Here is a 16,135-nt window from a genome sequence, read left to right as displayed (position 1 = left end):
GGGGAGGATTATTTTGATAGTACCTAAGAAAAAAATAGTCATTATTGGTGGAGGGGCAGGAGGATTAGAATTGGCTACCCGTTTGGGTCATAAACTGGGGCGTAGCAAAAAAGCACAAATTATTTTGGTTGATCGTAATCCAAGTCATTTGTGGAAACCTTTGCTACATGAAGTGGCAACGGGCTCTTTGGATGATGGTGTTGATGCCCTGAGTTACCTAGCACATGCTCGTAACCACTATTTCAATTTTCAATTTGGATCTTTAACCGATATTGATCGGGAGCAATGTAATATTACATTAGCGGATATTTGTGACACCCAAGGTGATGTTCTCGTAGGTGAACGAAAATTATCCTATGATATTTTAGTGATGGCATTGGGGAGTGTATCCAATGATTTTGCTACGCCAGGGGTGAAAGAGCATTGTATTTTTCTTGATAATTCACAACAAGCACATCATTTTCATAGCCAAATGTTAAATTTATTTTTGAAATATTCAGCAACAAAGGCGAAAAAAGAAAAAGTTAATATCACTATTGTTGGAGGGGGGGCTACCGGGGTTGAGTTGTCAGCAGAATTACATAATGCGGTAAAACAGTTAACCAGTTATGGATTTGAAGGTTTGGATCACCAAGCGCTGAATGTTACTTTGGTTGAGGCCGGTGAGCGTATTTTACCTGTTTTACCTCCCCGTATTTCTTTGTCCGCACAGCAAGAATTGGTTAAATTGGGAGTGAATGTATTAACCCAAACGAGGGTTACCCGTGCTGATAGGGAGGGTTTGTACACCGAAGATAATCAATTAATTAAAGGTGATCTCATGGTTTGGGCAGCCGGTATTAAAGCGCCGGATTTTATGAAAGAGATTGCAGGGTTGGAAACAAATCGCATTAATCAGCTGGTTGTTGAGCCGACGTTACAAACGACCCGTGACGCCAATATTTTTGCTATTGGCGATTGTGCGTCTTGCCCACAGCCAACCGGTGTGTTTGTACCTCCTCGGGCTCAATCTGCCCACCAGATGGCAAGTCACTGTTACCGTAATATTTTAGCGTTGCTAGCAGAGCGGGGATTAAAGCCTTATATATACAAAGATCATGGCTCTTTAGTGTCGTTATCCAAATTTACCACTATCGGTAGCTTGATGGGTAATTTGCTGCGAGGTTCAATGATGATAGAGGGGCGGTTAGCGCGTATTTTTTATATTTCTCTTTATCGTATGCATCAAGTTGCCTTGCATGGTTATATCCAGACCAGTTTGATGATGCTGGTGGGGGGGATTAATCGGGTTATTCGTCCTCGTTTAAAATTACATTGATTTTTATAAATGAGGCATTTTAAAAAACAAATTAATTATTTTTATTGTTATTATATTTTTTTATATTATTGTTATAATTGTTTTACTTCAACAGGGCATGATTTATACCCCATGAATTTTGAGTTACGGCAAGGCTGCGATCAATCGAATCGGTACATGAAAGAGGATGAGTGATCGTTGCCAACACCCCGCGTAATTTGAAAGGTGAAGGGTATAAATGCGTTAATTTAAAATGGGTTTCTCGTGATAAAATCAATGTTATTAGGTGTAGGTATTGGTATTGTTGTTGCTGTGGGTATAGCTGCTGTTGCGAGTATGAGCTTTTTCTCAAAAGATCCGCTTTATGCAACAGCTTTTATGAGATAGGTGAACGACTCCAGCTCAACGGCTAGGCTGCAATGGATTGAGCTTGCCGCATTCTAAAGCAAGTACATTGACTCGCTTGGGGCTGGTACAGGCAGCCCTTATCAGCTAAATTTTTTATAAAATCATCACCGATTTCTTTCCGTAGGAAGCGGAAGATGAGGGCAGTGCCCGATAACATCCATGTTGTTTCTGCTTTAACTTTTCATCGATGTTTGAATATTTTTTCAGGCGCTTATCGAAAAAGAAGTGACGCAAGATGTAATTTGCAACGTTATACAACGTGTGAGCCTTACCGCAAGTAGATTTGATTAGCTTGTAGTATTATAGCCGAATCATTTTAATTTGATTCTGTGTTGTCGTCGTTTACCGTACTATTTGTACTGTCTGTGCTCCTCCACCTTGAATCAAATTAAAATGATTCGGCTATATCATCCGATTTTCTGATCAAGATGCGCTCAACTCTTACAAAGAGCATCTCCTCTCCCTGTTAAAATTATCACGGTATTGGATATCGATTTATTCATTCAGGTATTATTTTTTATTAATAAAAATAATATATTCGTCTATTGCACAGGCGTCACTGATTATATTTAATATTTAAATATCAAATAATAAAATAACGAAAGAACATAATGATTACTATGTTTTATAAAAAAATATTAATTAATAATTGGCAGATTTTTTTATATTAATTAAGGACTATGAATAAAAAAAACAAAAAAATGTCAATATATTTGATAGTAAAAATTAATATTTAAAGTAATATTTATGTATAAATTATAGCAAGAGGTGAGGAGTATGATTAATGATTTTCAGGATGCTGTTAAAAAATTATGTCAGCGCTTTTCATTGGAGAAACCAAAAAATAATGAGGGGATTTTTAGTTTAAAAATTGGTGAGCAAGGGATCCACATTACCGAATATCCAAAAAATAAAATTTTAATGTTTGCTCATATTGAACAAGCTAAAATTGACGGCCATGTTACATTATTTCAGAAAAATATGTTCAGCGAAGTATTACTGAAACCTGTTTTAAGTCAAGAAGATAATACTAATGATTGGGTATTATGGAATCGACAAGATCTTCATGAAAGTAGCATAGAAACATTGTATCAACAGCTTGAATTATTAAGTTATTCTAGTGATGAACTTTTAATGGGGAGCACTATTACACAAAAAGAAAAATCTTCTAAGGGAGCGAAAATGGATATTAGACATTGCTGCAAAAATTAGTTACGAGTCGGATATCATTATTAATAATATTTTTTAATTATAATATTATGGAGAAGAAATATGACAGCAATTAGCGCAAATATAGCAACATCTATTGCAAGTGCAGTTATCGAAAATGGAATCAATAGTGGTATTAGTAGTGTTGCTGGAAAAGAGGTCACTATTTTCGATAACAATAACAATGCATCTCGTATAATGAATACTGTTCTAAATATTAGTGAGAATCTTATAAAAATAGCGGGTAATTTTCTAGAGAAAGCAGGAGTAAATTTATTAAATAAGCTTGAACAAAAAATTACCCAATTTTTTAGTAATTGGATCTTCGGTGGTGGTACTTCTGCCGATTAATATATTTATTGTAAAATATAAACATTAAATAAATTATCATTTTTTATAATATTCAGGGAAAAATTAATAAATAAATGGACTTTAATATTTAATATGAGCGTGTTTAGCATATACCCTTCGTCTTTCAAGTTACGGCGGCGTTGACAGCGATCACTTATCCTCTGTCATGTACTGATTCGATTGATTGCCGCCTTGCCGTAACTCGAAATTTATCGGGTATAGGCTCATAGGTTTCACGCCCTGGCTGCCTAGCGGCAACTTGAAAGACTGTGGGTATAAAGCACGCTCATATTTTGTTTTTTGCAATTAATTTATAACAACTTAATCGTAATCGCGTGACTGTGACATACGTTGCTGTTCCTCTTTTTCAGCAATCACGGCGTTAATTTCTTCCATCAGCTCCTCGACATTGGCGGTGGGAGTACTATCGACAAAATAACCTGTTAGTTGAGTTTCGGGGGATAATTTTCCATCTTGATATAATGCCCACATTTCTTTGGCATCTTGCCGAGCAAGCAGTTGGGGGGCAAACTGGCCATAGAAACGTGTTAAATTATTAACATCCCTTTCTAGCATGGATTTGGCGTGATTATTAGCAGCTGCATTGACTACCTGAGGTAAATCAATAATCACTGGCCCATTAGCGTCAACCAACACATTAAATTCAGATAAATCACCATGAATCAATCCAGCGCATAACATGCGAACTACTGATTGAAGTATCATTTGGTAGTCAACTATCGCTTCTTCCTGGGTCAGCGAAACATCACTCAACCGTGGTGCGGCTAATCCGGTTTCATCAGTAATGAGTTCCATCAATAAAACGCCATCAGTGCAACCATAGGGTTGAGGAACCCGCACACCGGAATTGGCTAATACATAAAGTGCATCGACTTCAGCTGTTTGCCAAATTTTCTCTTGTTGCTTACGGCCAAATTTAGAACCTTTCGCCATTGCGCGCGCACTACGGCTGTTACGTACTTTACGTCCTTCTTTATATTGTACCGCTTGCTTGAAGCTACGCTCTTCTGCTTCTTTGTAAACTTTCGCACAACGGATTTTAGAACCACAGCGGACGACATACACATCGGCTTCTTTGCCGCTTTTTAATTGGCGGATGACTTCATCAACCAAGCCATCATCTACCAGAGGTTGGATTCGTTTTGGAATTTTCATGGCGCCCTTATGCCTTATTGGAATGATTTTGGTTGAATTTTGCTTAAAATCTGTTCGAGATCCTCTTTAGTGTCACTCAAATGATGAGAAATAGGCGAAAAAATACAGGGGCTCTTTTATAGAATATCAGGCTGTAAATGAATATGTTGAGTCTTTTTGCCTTAGAGCCGGTTCTAAATCTCTTGTGCTCGCTGATACTTTGTCAAAATGCTCATTAAATTGAGTGCTAGAGGGGATTATAAATCTAAATGATTATTGATGTCATACTGCTGAGCTCACTAACAGCAAAGTCAATTATCGTAATGCAAGTAGAGTAAAGCTATTGTTGATGTTATTGTTGAAATTCTTCGTCATAGGCAGGCGCGCAAAAAAATCACTGATATATATCCTTCGCCTTTGAAGCCGCCGCGTTGTTGGCTGCGGGTGCTCGCCTTCATGGTATGTCCACGCTCATCGGCCGGTCGCCATGGCAGCCGAAGGCAACTTCAAAGGCGAAGGGTATATACATGATTAAAATTGCCAGCGTATCCAAGTAAACAAAACATTTCCTTCGTTATAAGGCGATGGAAGATAAGTGCTCTGCAATACAATTCTATTATATTCAATAGAAAAAAGAGGTAATGCGAGTGGTAATGGCAGATAATGGTATTCATGTCGAGCGGTAATGCTGGCAGTGAATCCGATACCAAAACGCCACTGATTTCTTTTCTTTGGTATCCACATTTTCTGGTAACCATAGCCGACAATAGGTTGAGGCTTAGTATGTGAATCCATAAAAATCATGGCATATAAGGCATGCCAGTTATCATTTTGATCATAACGATACTTGCCATAGCCAATCCCCCATGCTCTTTCATTATAATTGCTAATTTTTTCTTTATCATAGGCCCAACGGTTGTGCCAGGCGTTTAGAGGGATATAAAGTTCATTATCAGGTGCATTCCAGGTTAAAGCGATGTTATTTTTTAGCTTTTGCCATGGAGTTTTTTTATTGATTGTTGGATCTGTTATGTCTGTATTGCTATAAACAGGATAGCTAGCGCTTAATATCAGTGCTGTAAAAAACAGAGTGCGTGTTACTAAGTAGCTAAAATCCATTATGTATATCTCTCTACTGAGAATGTAAGATAAAATCAGCTTATCCTTGCATTTATTTTAATAATAAAATAAACATGATTTTTACTATTTTTATAAAATGGCAATTTGGTGTTGATTTTTTTTATTAACATTCAAGGTAAAGTATAGTCAGTATAATAATATTTTAAGAAATTAAGTTTTTTGTCGTTCTATACCAGAGTGCTCGTTAGTGTATTTCATACAGTGAAAAACCACGAATAGAATCGAATATAATAATTAGCTTGATTATTAGGTTATATTAAATATATTTTAAATAAATAGATTTGATATTAAATTTTAACGAATTTCATTATATTTTTTGTGGGTTGGGTATCAAATATGTGTAATGTGAATAATGATGGTTAAAATCGCTTGCCAACGTATTCAGAGTGTGTAATAACCAGTATGGGTAAAACGAGGTACAGTTCTGTCTATGTGCGGCATTATGAGTCAAGAAGTTTTGAATAAAGACGTTATCGTTGAATCTGCTTCTCTGCTGATCTTTATCTTAGTGCCTCAAACAGTAACGACTGAAGTTTGTCTATAATAGTAGTGCCTACGGGCAAGTTAAACAATGCAAAGGAAATATTTAAGATGTCTAAGATAAAAGGTTCAGTTAAGTGGTTCAATGAGTCTAAAGGTTTTGGTTTTATTACGCCGGAGGATGGTAGTAAAGATGTGTTTGTACACTTTTCTGCCATTCAGGCAAACGGGTTTAAAACCTTAGCGGAAGGCCAAAGCGTAGAATTTGAAATTACTGAGGGACAAAAAGGACCATCGGCGACTGATGTTAAGCCCATTTAACTGATCAACGCTTAAATATAAAACCCGTCATAAGACGGGTTTTTTTGTTTGTTTAGCCTTAACCAGTACTAATGACATTGAACTTTAATGGCTAGGCCTCCACGGGAGGTTTCACGGTATTTCGCGTTCATATCTTTACCCGTTTCAAACATAGTTTCGATCACTTGGTCGAGTGATACGCGCGGTTTGTTGGTACGATGCATTGCCATACGCGCAGAATTAATGGCTTTTACTGCTGCAATGGCATTACGCTCAATACAGGGTACTTGAACCTGTCCGGCAACCGGATCACAAGTGAGGCCAAGATTATGCTCCATGCCAATTTCAGCGGCGATACACACTTGCTCGGGGCTAGCCCCCATCAATTCAGCCAGCCCGGCAGCGGCCATTGAACAAGCCACACCGACTTCACCTTGGCAACCGACTTCGGCTCCTGAGATCGAGGCATTAGTTTTATATAAGATACCAATCGCCCCGGCGGTAAGAAAGTAACGGATAAAAAGTGCTAGTTCACCTGTTTTGTCTGCTTTGTCTACTTTGTCTGGTACAGGTTCAACAAAGCGATCATAGTAGGCTAATACGGCAGGGATAATGCCACAAGCGCCATTGGTTGGTGCTGTCACCACACGCCCCCCAGCAGCATTCTCCTCGTTGACCGCCAAAGCAAACATATTTATCCAATCAATAATATCCATTGGATCGGTGGAATTTTTATTGGAAGACATTAGTTTACGATGCAATGTTGCAGCACGGCGGGGTACCCGTAACGGGCCTGGTAATATTCCTTCAGTACTGATCCCCTGGTTAATGCAGCCACGCATCGTTTGCCAAATTTTAGTAAAATAGGTTTTAATGTCGGCTGCGCTGTGCATTGCTAGCTCATTTTGCATTACCATTTTAGATATCGAGGTACCATTCTCTTCACAATTAGCTAAAATTTCTTTAGCGCTGTAGAAAGGATAAGGTACCGTTAGCGCATTAACTTCTGTTTTGCCAAAATGTTCTTGATCAACAATAAATCCACCGCCGATAGAATAGTATGTTTTGCTATACACTTTTTTCTCATTTTCTTCTTTTGTATCGTCAAAGGCGTGGATTTGCATGCCATTTTCATGTAAAGGCAGATTTTTGTCATGATGGAAAATGATGCCATTTTTACTTGAAAAATGAACTTGATGTAGAACTTTGTGACCGTTATTTTCTCCGCCTAACGTCAGACATTGGTTCAGCGCCACCTCTTCGAGAGTTTTCGGGATGCTTTTAATATCAACAGTGTCAGGCATATTGCCTGCCAATCCCATAATAATCGCTTTATCAGTATGATGACCCTTGCCGGTTAACGACAGTGAACCATATACCTCGACACTGACTCGTGTTACTGTCGAAATTAGCTCCTTCCTGATCAGATCGTCTACAAACTGTTGACCGGCCTTCATTGGCCCCACGGTGTGCGAGCTAGACGGGCCAATGCCGATCTTAAACATGTCGAAAACGCTAATCATATAAAAACTCCCTAGATATAGTGATGATCAAAAAACGCGCAGGGTATTATCAGTTATTGATGGTTAATTGCTAGAGCCTATGTGTGCATTTACTCTCTTCATTAAGTATAAAAAGGAACTGCGCTTTTTCGCTCATATTTTTCTCAATTTGAGCGCCGCTCAAAGAAGATTCGAATAAGGCTCTTAGAGATAACAATAACGAGAATGCAATGTTACTCATTTTAGCCTATCGATAGGGTAATGATGAGGTGATTTATTACTGTCATTTTTAAAAATAACAATAAAATGGCTCAGACGTTTGGGCAGGGGTAGAGGTAGTGCTTTGAAAATTAAAGCGATTGAGCGTTTTATTTGCTATTTTTTCCTCGTTTCAGCCCCTTTTCAAGAAGATTTAAAATAAGATTTTAGCGGGTGATAATTTTTTTTGTATAACGATAGAGCTAACAATGTATAAATTGATTCAAAATAAGGAGGTAGAAAACAGAGTATCGACATCACATCTGTATTTCCTACGACGAGCTTTAGCTTGATCCCATTTACGCTCAATGGGATTGAGATCAGGAGAATAAACAGGAAGATATTTGAGGGTAAATCCGGCATTTTTTATTGAATGTTGTCTATCTTGACGTTTGTGAAAACTGACATTATCCATGACAATAACGGCATTACGAAGTTCTCTTTCTTTGGCAGAGTTGATGACGCTAGTGGTATTGTTCCATCAAATTCGTTATCGCCAGTTCAAATCATTCTATCTTCATCATGTGTGTCAGCATCTCAGGGCTGAATTTCCAACCCTTCCCTCTTATTCTCGCTGTATTGAACTCCTTCCCCGCTGTGCAATGGCGCTTTATGGCTTCTTTCAAACAGTTAAGGGCGACTGCTCAGGACTCTCTATTATCGACTCCACGCCGCTCGCCGTTTGCGATAACCGGCGTATTAAGCGTCATCGTGTTTTTCAAGACTTGGCAGAACGGGGGAAAAGCTCAACCGGCTGGTTTTTTGGTTTTAAATTACATGCGATTATCAATCATCGAGGCGAACTACTCAGTATTTTTCTAACCTCGGGTAATGGTGATGATAGAAAACCTGTTCCTCACCTGGCCAAAGCGCTTTTTGGCCAACTTTACGCAGACAAAGGCTATATTTCTAAAACACTATTACAACAGCTCAAAGAAAAGGGGAGCGCCTTTATCACTCGTGTTCGTCGCAACATGAAGCCTCTCGAGCACACTGAGTTTGATAATGCCATTTTGCGTAAACGTTCATTGGTTGAAACCGTTTTTGAACAACTCAAAAATATGTGCCAAATAGAGCATACTCGTCATCGTTCACCACAGAATTTTATCGTTAATTTACTTGGCGGTATCCTCGCTTACTGCCTCACTCCATCCAAACCAAAATTAGCCCTGTATTGTTCAAATATCGTTACATTATAAAATAGTCGGCTTATCCCGAATACAGATGCTCAGGTTTTGCTATATCAATACCTACAGGTGTTTTGTTCATCAGATGTACTCCAGACATGACATTAAAAATCAGATATATCGCCAAGAGCATCCTTATCAATACGTGCTCGAAGCACAAGATACCGTTCGGTCTTGAAGGCGATGATGAATAGGTCACCGGGGTTTTATCTAACTCACAGGCTTTTCACTTAAGGATACGTACAAACTCACCGGTGACATCCCGATGATCAGTCGGGGATCATCAACCTTTGAAAGCTAATGATCAAGATATAAGGTTATGCAATGGCTGACCTCTCCTTTAAATCTTGACAAGAGCGGAGCGGCGACATGGGTTCAACGATTTGTCCAGAAGTTACTGATTTTGTGCCCGGCGCTTAATGTAGGGTGCAAACTGACACAAGGTTTCATCAGTCTGTTTTCTGCTGCCAGCACTAAGATAAAAGAACGGAGCCGATTATTACGCCAGTGGCTGCATGAGGCCACCCATTGCAAGTTGAGTGAGTACCAGAAAATGGCCAGCAGCCTTGAAATGGATCTGGATGCCGTTGAAAATGCGTTGACTCATCGCTGGAGCAATGGTGTGGTTGAAGGGCATGTGAACCGCCTAAAAATGCTAAAACGGCAGATGTATGGCCGAGCGGGGTTTGAACTACTGAGTCGACGGGTAATGAATCCTCTTTTCTGATTTACCAACATTATTTGCGGAAGAGCCCTTTTATCATTAGCACTGACAAGGAGGGGCTTGTACGGGTGACCGGCAGGTCTACTCACCTACTACCTCAAGTCGGTTCGCTGTTCCATTACTCCCCATCTCCAAACTGCCCCCTGGATGGTGACTGAATTTGTTGCCAAAGAAAAAGTGCAGCTCGCTTGGTTACCACAGGCAAAGAGTCAACATCCAACGTCTCTTTCTCACTATGTGCGCCTTCTCCCCATGGCCCCAATCCATCCAAACTGGCCGGAACATAGCGAGAAATATAAGATATATCCGCCCCTCCTCGCATTTCTGGCGGGATTGCTTGCAATGTCGGCTCGCCTAATTTTTTGCTCACCGCACTGTATTCGGTTAGCAATCGTTGATTTTCCTCCGTGGCCATCATCACCGGCATCAAGTGACGAAACGCCAAGGTACTTGTCGTGCCAAGTAATGGATGGTTGGCAATACGTATCATAGTCTGTTCCGCATTCTCTCGCTGTTCATCCGTTAAAAAACGGATATCCCCATGAGCGAGGGCTTGGGCAGCAATGATTGTTTTTTTCCCTTTTGTGATACCTCTGCCTTCTTCAGTTTCTTCGCGCACATGTTGTCCTCCCAATAGCAGGCCGGGATTGATTGTCAAACCGGGTGTCTGGGATAATTCGCGGCGTATTTCGTTCAATACACGGGAGAGCTCAAAAACAGCACCAAATCCTACCGTCGGTTGAAAAATATTCGATGAGTGCTTCGCCTTTCCCGTGGAGGTCAAAAACCATTCGCTTAACCCTCTACGTCCTATCACGAGTTCATTGGGTGAGAGGGCGAATTCAAAACCGAGGGCTATATCACTGTTTTTTGCAGCCTCAATGAGTTCCTTTCGTGATACGTCGGTTGGTTTTGCTGCTAACTCTTCATCTCCCACCAAAACAACGGTTATGTTAGCGTTTTGCAATCCTCTTACATGATGAAGAGCCTTTAACGCAAAAATAATGGTCACCAATCCGCCTTTGTCGTCAATGACGCCTGGGCCAGTTGCTCGTTTTTTATCTGTTGAAAGGGTAAAGCGTTGGAAAGCGCTGTCGCGGGAAAATACAGTGTCAAGATGAGCAATTAACAAAATACGTTTGCCTGAATTTCCACCCAGTGTTGCCACTAGACTGCCAGCATGCCGCATGTTTTCCGGTAAATCATGCCATTTAACATGAAAGCCGAGCGCTTCAAACTGAGGTTTTAACCAATCCCCCACCTTTTTGACTCCCCCCGCATTTGCTGTTCCGCTATTGATGTTGACGAGTTGCTCCAATAGTTGTACCTGCTGTCAACGCTACTTTAGATTGACCACTTTTTGCTACTTTAAAATGTCCAGTTTTTGCTAATTTTCCTGTTGGGTTTCTATTCCAGGCGCCTGGATAATATCAGTCGTTTTTATAGGCAACATGCCTGCTTTGCGTTTATTTTTGAGTCGATAGCTTTCTCCTTTAATATTCAATGTGGTTGAATGATGTAAAAGCCTGTCTAAAATCGCAGTTGCTAAAATGTGATCACCGAATACGTCCCCCCAATCAGTAAAACTTTTATTTGATGTGAGAATGATGCTCGCCTTTTCATAACGACGGCTCAATAACCTGAAAAATAGGCTAGCTTCTTCGCGATTCATCGGTAAATACCCGATTTCATCCAGTATTAATACCCTGGCATAGCACAGTTGCTGAAGTTGGCGTTCCAGACGGTTTTCTTGCTTTGCCTTCATTAAGGTACAGCAGAGTCTATCCAGAGGCATAAACAATACCCGATGCCCAGCTGTAGCTGCCTTGACAGCCAGCGCTATCGCCAAATGCGTTTTCCCTACCCCAGGTGGGCCTAACAAAATGACGTTTTCATGATGTTCGACAAACCTCAGCCCCGCCAGCTCGCGGATAATTTTCCTGTCTATACTTGGTTGGAAAGTAAAGTCAAATTGCTCCAAGGTTTTTATCCACGGCAAACGTGCTTGTTTTAACCGCGATTCCAAGCCTTTTTGGTGACGCCCGTTCCATTCCTGGGCTAATGCCTGCTGGAGAAATTCACGGTAGTTCAGTGCTTTCTTGGTGGCTTCTTCACATAAACTCTCCAACGCATCGCCCAGGTAATCCATTTTTAACCGTATCAACAAGTTTTCCATTTCCATCAGAGTAGCTCCTCATACACACTGAGCGAACGAGACGCTACTCGATTGACCTGTTGCCAAAGGGCTTGATGATGTTCTGGCACCTTTTGCCAGCCCTGCGTTACCTCCTGCAAGAGATGCGTCGCGAGCAGTTGCTCATCGCCGTAAATACGTAGCGTATTATCTAAACCGATACGAATATTAACCGCACGACCACACCAGAATGAAGGCACGCTATAGCGATTACCTCTGACATCGATATAGCTGTCCCATGCCACTTGTCGTAGGTCGAAGTAGCTGGTATCGAAATCAGTCGCAGGGAGTGGCATCAAGGCTATTTTTTCCTCAGCAAAACGATTTTCCGGTGTCTGCTTGAATTGACGAAGATGACGCTGGTCTGCCACTTTCGCCAGCCACATCGCTAGCAGTTGATTAACATGAGCGAAACTCTCAAACTGACGGTAGCGAGTGAAAAAATTGTGTTTAACATAGCCCACCATCCGTTCGGTTTTGCCTTTCGTTTGCGGTCGATAAGGCTTACAGGCGCGAGGGCTAAACCCATAGTGATTAGCCAGTTGCAGGAAGCCCGCATTGAACTCGATGTGGCCATTTTGTCCATGTTTGATAACAGCGGCTTTTTGGTTATCTACCAAGACATTTTTTACGCTGCCACCGAAGTAATTGAAGCTGCGAACCAGCGATTCATACGTGTGCTCAGCATCTTGCTTAGGGGCAGCAAAGACATGAAAGCGACGCGAAAAACCGAGCGTATTAACGGCAAAATTAACCGTACAGGCAGAGCCTGCCACCTCAACGATGATTTCTCCCCAATCGTGTTGAAGTTGATAACCGGGGAGGGTTTCAAAGCGTACCGTGTTTTTCGAGGCCCTGAGCGGACGTTTGGGATGTATATAACGTCGGAGCATCGCACTCCCACCCCGGTAGCCTTTTTCACGGATTTCCTCAAAAATAACCGCCGCATTCCAAACCTGTTCACTCAACCTTGAATCGATGTAGTCTTTAAAGGGCTCGAGTTTAGCAACCTGTTTTTTACCGCGTTTTGCTGTTGGCGGCGCAGGATAGCTAATGTGCCGTCTCACCGTTTTTTCTGAACACCCTATCTGATGGGCAATATCAACAATAAATGCCCCCTGTTGATGGCGTTGTTTTATCATGTAGTGGTCCTCTCTTCTTAGCATGCTTATTTCCCTCATGGCTTTGTCACCACAAAGGAAACTGCATTCTGGCTTGAGTGGACAAATTAAATTAGCAATTTACGGTCTTTTATCATTAGCGCTGACACTGCTGCACGCGATGGTCATTAATAAATTTCACCATACTGGATTCCGTCGTATTTAGCGGTGCTGAGGCAGAAGTAGGGATCAGTATCCAGCAAAGTAGGGTAATCAAGAAACGATTTGAGCTGCTAAAAATTTTCGAGGCGCTCATCGGTCTATCCTTTCATTTTTACGGTAATGGCCAACTTGTTCTGTTGTTTTTACAGGGAAACAGCAAATTACTGCGTGATGTTTTACGATGCCAGGCAACATATATGAACGCATCCCGTTTGCCAAGGCTTCCGGTTGTTTTGACTAAAAGAGGTTCAGTTGCAGCTTTATATTCGGCCTTATTGCAGCAAGCAGTACTGCTGCGGGCTCCGATGAAATCCACTGACTCACGCCTCATTTCATCAACGAGCAAAGTTATTCAGGTTTAGCGAGTCCCGATCTGACTTGTTTTTGTTATCTCTTCCAGCTGCCTGCGCAACCTTTTAGCATTCACCCGTTTGTTAGCCACTGTCGCAACATTCGAGGAGTTGTGCTGTTTCATTTTTTCTGCAAAGCGCCCTGGCTCTTTTACATGGGTCAACACGCTGCGCGCTCCGTGGATAAATAAGGTTCGCAAATAAGCATCGTCCCGCTTGCTTATGCCCAACAGCTTTATTCGCTCCCCGGTACCGACCTGTTTCGGGACTAACCCCAGCCAGGCGGCAAATTCCCGCCCTGAACGGAACCCTTTTGGAGCGCCCATCGCGGCAACCGCTGCGGTCGCTGTCAGTAAACCAATGCCCGGTATGGCCGCGTTTGCCTGACAAGCTTTATCCTGTTTTTTCCACATCAGCAAACGTTTTTCTATCTCATCAATCTGGCTGTCTATATCATCAAGCTTGTGCCACTGTTCACGTAGGGTTTCCACCAAGAATAACGGCAGCCTTTCACGCAGCCGCTTCAATACTTCTGGCATCGCAGTATACAGGGCTATCCTGCCTCTTCTGAGTGTTTCGCCATATTCAAGTAACAGACCGTGCAAATTGTTAATCTGAGCAGTACGAAATTTAACTAATTGGCGCCGCATTTTATGTAATACCAGCATCGATTGCTGACCTTCCGATTTTGCAGCAACTGCCTTGCCCGGTTGCTGCACCGCCATCCAAATAGCACGGGCATCCATCACATCATTTTTGTTACCTATGACGAAAGCTTTAACAAATTTTAAGGACATCAGTTTGACCTTGTGACCTAGCTTATTGAGTTCACGTGCCCAGTGGGGAGCGCCTCCACAAGCCTCCATGCCAATCAAACAGGGCTCACGATTGGCAAAATGCTCGAGAAACGCCTCCCGCCTTATTGGTTTGTCAATCACTTCACCAGTATGAATATCAACCCGGTGCAACTGCATTACATGTTTTGCAATATCAACGCCTAGAGCAACTTATCATCATTGCGTTGGTGAAGAGTTCGGTGAATTGATAAATTTCAATGAATTTCATATTGGTGTACATTTCATGGGGTGAACCCTCCTGTTTGCCGGAAGTTTTAACGCTTCCATTTGTGGGCACTATGATGCCGTAGGCCAGTGAGGGTTCACAAATCCTTTTTGCCGCCAGCACTGACATTCTGAGAGGGATGCGTTCATTTCATCAAAACATTTAAAGAGATTTGATAGGTTATGTCGACAGTAGGCTACGCTAGAGTCAGCTCCACGAATCAGAGTCTGGACATTCAATTGGGAAAATTGAACGAAGCAAAATGTGATCGTATTTATCAAGAAAAGCACAGCGGTCGCACCGCAGCCCGCCCTGAATTTCAGGCATGTATGTGTAATGGCATTTTTCTGGTGCATTGGATGTAAGCATTATTAAACAATTTAGCTATATTATTCCTTATTTGATGAATAAGATTAAAGGAAATTGATATCATCCACTGGGTTTTGATGAATTACCAATGCCCAATATTTGGTGCAGACGCCCATGGCTCTTGTTTTGGTAATCTCTCACCTTTTTGTAACAATTCAATGGAAATATTATCGGGTGATCGTATAAATGCCATATACCCATCCCGAGGTGGTCTATTAATAATAACCCCCGCATCCTTTAAACACTGGCAGGTTTCGTAAATATTATCCACGCAATAAGCCAGGTGACCGAAATAACGCCCTTCAGGGTAGGTTTGGGTGTCCCAATTGTAAGTCAATTCCAGCATGGGTCCATGTGATATTTCAATTTTATTTAAATCGCCAGGGGCGGCTAAAAATATCAAAGTAAATCGACCTTGCTCGTGTTCCGTTCGTTTTACTTCAACCAATCCCAGTTTATTGCAATAAAAATCAAGTGACTCATCCAGGTTAGATACTCTAATCATTGTATGTAGGTACTTAATCATTTTTGTCTCCTAAATTTAGATATTTTGGGGTTAGTTTAATGGTAATAAATAACAAATGATGTGGCCAACGACATTGTTGTTATTACAAGGCCTAGCGCTCCGGAACTCGCGCCCTGACGCAAAAATCTAAAAATCACTGATTTTTTCTGCAAATTCAATCTGATTTAATCCCTTTCGTTTGGTATTTTTTTATTCGAACACTTTCTAGTTCCTACTTAGAATTTGTGGTTGTATTACTATCCGATTTAGGTAGATTACAATGACAACTTTAAGTGAATATGGCCTTTTTAGTTCCGACTCT

General features: G+C 41.2%; 18 protein-coding genes and 1 pseudogene. 10 read left to right on the top strand and 9 right to left on the bottom strand.

What is annotated here, in order from left to right:
• Nucleotides 1-13 precede the first annotated feature (13 nt).
• From AACL30_RS12645 to AACL30_RS12630, 4 genes are all read left to right on the top strand, one after another.
• Nucleotides 14-1,318 carry an NAD(P)/FAD-dependent oxidoreductase gene (locus AACL30_RS12645; protein ID WP_339056822.1) on the top strand — a complete coding sequence of 435 codons (1,305 nt, stop codon included), beginning with the start codon at nucleotides 14-16 and terminating at the stop codon, nucleotides 1,316-1,318.
• Nucleotides 1,319-1,561: 243 nt separating this feature from the next.
• The gene (locus tag AACL30_RS12640) at nucleotides 1,562-1,684 is read left to right on the top strand and encodes a hypothetical protein (RefSeq protein ID WP_339058513.1); all 123 of its coding nucleotides are present in this window, start codon (nucleotides 1,562-1,564) and stop codon (nucleotides 1,682-1,684) included.
• A 798-nt stretch (nucleotides 1,685-2,482) separates the two neighbouring features.
• Entirely contained in the window at nucleotides 2,483-2,917 is a 435-nt protein-coding gene (locus AACL30_RS12635; protein ID WP_339056821.1) for a CesT family type III secretion system chaperone, read from the top strand.
• 60 nt (nucleotides 2,918-2,977) lie between these two features.
• Nucleotides 2,978-3,265, top strand: coding sequence for a hypothetical protein (locus AACL30_RS12630; protein WP_339056820.1), 288 nt, complete (start codon nucleotides 2,978-2,980; stop codon nucleotides 3,263-3,265).
• A gap of 321 nt (nucleotides 3,266-3,586) precedes the next feature.
• On the opposite strand, the gene AACL30_RS12625 is transcribed toward AACL30_RS12630, so the two are convergent.
• Nucleotides 3,587-4,441, bottom strand: coding sequence for a PA4780 family RIO1-like protein kinase (locus AACL30_RS12625; protein ID WP_339056819.1), 855 nt, complete (start codon nucleotides 4,439-4,441; stop codon nucleotides 3,587-3,589).
• 510 nt (nucleotides 4,442-4,951) lie between these two features.
• Nucleotides 4,952-5,539 (bottom strand): lipid IV(A) palmitoyltransferase PagP, encoded by a 588-nt coding sequence (gene pagP / locus AACL30_RS12620; RefSeq protein ID WP_006704686.1) that lies wholly within the window; start codon nucleotides 5,537-5,539, stop codon nucleotides 4,952-4,954.
• 451 nt (nucleotides 5,540-5,990) lie between these two features.
• On the opposite strand from pagP, the gene AACL30_RS12615 reads away from it, so the two are divergent.
• On the top strand, nucleotides 5,991-6,104 hold the full coding sequence (locus AACL30_RS12615; protein WP_268904657.1) for a DUF2627 domain-containing protein: 114 nt from the start codon (nucleotides 5,991-5,993) through the stop codon (nucleotides 6,102-6,104).
• A 47-nt stretch (nucleotides 6,105-6,151) separates the two neighbouring features.
• Nucleotides 6,152-6,361 carry a transcription antiterminator/RNA stability regulator CspE gene (gene cspE, locus AACL30_RS12610; RefSeq protein WP_339056817.1) on the top strand — a complete coding sequence of 70 codons (210 nt, stop codon included), beginning with the start codon at nucleotides 6,152-6,154 and terminating at the stop codon, nucleotides 6,359-6,361.
• 68 nt (nucleotides 6,362-6,429) lie between these two features.
• On the opposite strand, the gene AACL30_RS12605 is transcribed toward cspE, so the two are convergent.
• Nucleotides 6,430-7,863 carry an L-serine ammonia-lyase gene (locus AACL30_RS12605; protein WP_339056816.1) on the bottom strand — a complete coding sequence of 478 codons (1,434 nt, stop codon included), beginning with the start codon at nucleotides 7,861-7,863 and terminating at the stop codon, nucleotides 6,430-6,432.
• Between the two features lie 460 nt (nucleotides 7,864-8,323).
• Complete coding sequence (locus AACL30_RS16550) at nucleotides 8,324-8,515, bottom strand: transposase (RefSeq protein ID WP_422389549.1); 192 nt, start codon at nucleotides 8,513-8,515, stop codon at nucleotides 8,324-8,326.
• A 19-nt stretch (nucleotides 8,516-8,534) separates the two neighbouring features.
• Between AACL30_RS16550 and AACL30_RS12600 the strand changes: the two are divergent.
• Nucleotides 8,535-9,299, top strand: a pseudogene (locus AACL30_RS12600) (IS982 family transposase); the annotation flags it as partial.
• A 307-nt stretch (nucleotides 9,300-9,606) separates the two neighbouring features.
• Nucleotides 9,607-10,014, top strand: coding sequence for a transposase (locus AACL30_RS12595; protein WP_339056815.1), 408 nt, complete (start codon nucleotides 9,607-9,609; stop codon nucleotides 10,012-10,014).
• Nucleotides 10,015-10,129: 115 nt separating this feature from the next.
• Here the strand turns inward: AACL30_RS12595 and AACL30_RS12590 are convergent, their stop codons facing one another.
• The 3 genes from AACL30_RS12590 to istA form a co-directional block, all read right to left on the bottom strand.
• A complete protein-coding gene (locus AACL30_RS12590) occupies nucleotides 10,130-11,329 on the bottom strand; it encodes a M20 family metallopeptidase (protein ID WP_339056814.1) in 1,200 nt (399 codons plus the stop codon).
• A gap of 69 nt (nucleotides 11,330-11,398) precedes the next feature.
• Nucleotides 11,399-12,196, bottom strand: coding sequence for an IS21-like element helper ATPase IstB (gene istB / locus AACL30_RS12585; protein WP_339058365.1), 798 nt, complete (start codon nucleotides 12,194-12,196; stop codon nucleotides 11,399-11,401).
• The gene (istA, locus tag AACL30_RS12580; protein ID WP_339056344.1) at nucleotides 12,193-13,371 is read right to left on the bottom strand and encodes an IS21 family transposase; all 1,179 of its coding nucleotides are present in this window, start codon (nucleotides 13,369-13,371) and stop codon (nucleotides 12,193-12,195) included. Before istA ends, istB begins: the two co-directional genes overlap by 4 nt.
• On the opposite strand from istA, the gene AACL30_RS12575 reads away from it, so the two are divergent.
• Nucleotides 13,370-13,531 (top strand): hypothetical protein, encoded by a 162-nt coding sequence (locus tag AACL30_RS12575; protein WP_339056813.1) that lies wholly within the window; start codon nucleotides 13,370-13,372, stop codon nucleotides 13,529-13,531. The two genes, istA and AACL30_RS12575, sit on opposite strands and share 2 nt — an antisense overlap.
• A 354-nt stretch (nucleotides 13,532-13,885) precedes the next feature.
• Here AACL30_RS12575 and AACL30_RS12570 read toward each other — a convergent pair whose 3' ends face one another.
• Nucleotides 13,886-14,866, bottom strand: coding sequence for an IS110 family transposase (locus AACL30_RS12570; protein ID WP_339058470.1), 981 nt, complete (start codon nucleotides 14,864-14,866; stop codon nucleotides 13,886-13,888).
• Nucleotides 14,867-15,121: 255 nt separating this feature from the next.
• Here AACL30_RS12570 and AACL30_RS12565 point away from each other — a divergent pair, with 255 nt between their 5' ends.
• A complete protein-coding gene (locus AACL30_RS12565; protein ID WP_339056812.1) occupies nucleotides 15,122-15,304 on the top strand; it encodes a recombinase family protein in 183 nt (60 codons plus the stop codon).
• An 86-nt stretch (nucleotides 15,305-15,390) separates the two neighbouring features.
• On the opposite strand, the gene AACL30_RS12560 is transcribed toward AACL30_RS12565, so the two are convergent.
• A complete protein-coding gene (locus tag AACL30_RS12560) occupies nucleotides 15,391-15,834 on the bottom strand; it encodes a VOC family protein (RefSeq protein ID WP_422389548.1) in 444 nt (147 codons plus the stop codon).
• Nucleotides 15,835-16,135: the final 301 nt, after the last annotated feature.

This window comes from Candidatus Regiella endosymbiont of Tuberolachnus salignus (assembly GCF_964020115.1).
Classification (GTDB): Bacteria; Pseudomonadota; Gammaproteobacteria; order Enterobacterales; family Enterobacteriaceae; genus Regiella; species Regiella insecticola.
The sequence above is the reverse complement of the archived record's forward strand: the minus strand, read 5'-3'. Positions and strand labels throughout refer to the sequence as shown.

Bases quoted from the DNA above. Each gene is read 5' to 3' on its own strand.
- AACL30_RS12630 (WP_339056820.1), top strand. From the start codon at position 2,978: ATGACAGCAATTAGCGCAAATATAGCAACATCTATTGCAAGTGCAGTT.
- AACL30_RS12565 (WP_339056812.1), top strand. From the start codon at position 15,122: ATGTCGACAGTAGGCTACGCTAGAGTCAGCTCCACGAATCAGAGTCTG.
- AACL30_RS12635 (WP_339056821.1), top strand. From the start codon at position 2,483: ATGATTAATGATTTTCAGGATGCTGTTAAAAAATTATGTCAGCGCTTT.
- AACL30_RS12615 (WP_268904657.1), top strand. From the start codon at position 5,991: ATGTGCGGCATTATGAGTCAAGAAGTTTTGAATAAAGACGTTATCGTT.
- AACL30_RS12595 (WP_339056815.1), top strand. From the start codon at position 9,607: ATGCAATGGCTGACCTCTCCTTTAAATCTTGACAAGAGCGGAGCGGCG.
- AACL30_RS12575 (WP_339056813.1), top strand. From the start codon at position 13,370: ATGCTTATTTCCCTCATGGCTTTGTCACCACAAAGGAAACTGCATTCT.
- AACL30_RS12605 (WP_339056816.1), bottom strand. From the start codon at position 7,863: ATGATTAGCGTTTTCGACATGTTTAAGATCGGCATTGGCCCGTCTAGC.
- AACL30_RS12625 (WP_339056819.1), bottom strand. From the start codon at position 4,441: ATGAAAATTCCAAAACGAATCCAACCTCTGGTAGATGATGGCTTGGTT.
- AACL30_RS12560 (WP_422389548.1), bottom strand. From the start codon at position 15,834: ATGATTAAGTACCTACATACAATGATTAGAGTATCTAACCTGGATGAG.
- istA (WP_339056344.1), bottom strand. From the start codon at position 13,371: ATGCTAAGAAGAGAGGACCACTACATGATAAAACAACGCCATCAACAG.
- pagP (WP_006704686.1), bottom strand. From the start codon at position 5,539: ATGGATTTTAGCTACTTAGTAACACGCACTCTGTTTTTTACAGCACTG.
- cspE (WP_339056817.1), top strand. From the start codon at position 6,152: ATGTCTAAGATAAAAGGTTCAGTTAAGTGGTTCAATGAGTCTAAAGGT.
- AACL30_RS16550 (WP_422389549.1), bottom strand. From the start codon at position 8,515: ATGGATAATGTCAGTTTTCACAAACGTCAAGATAGACAACATTCAATA.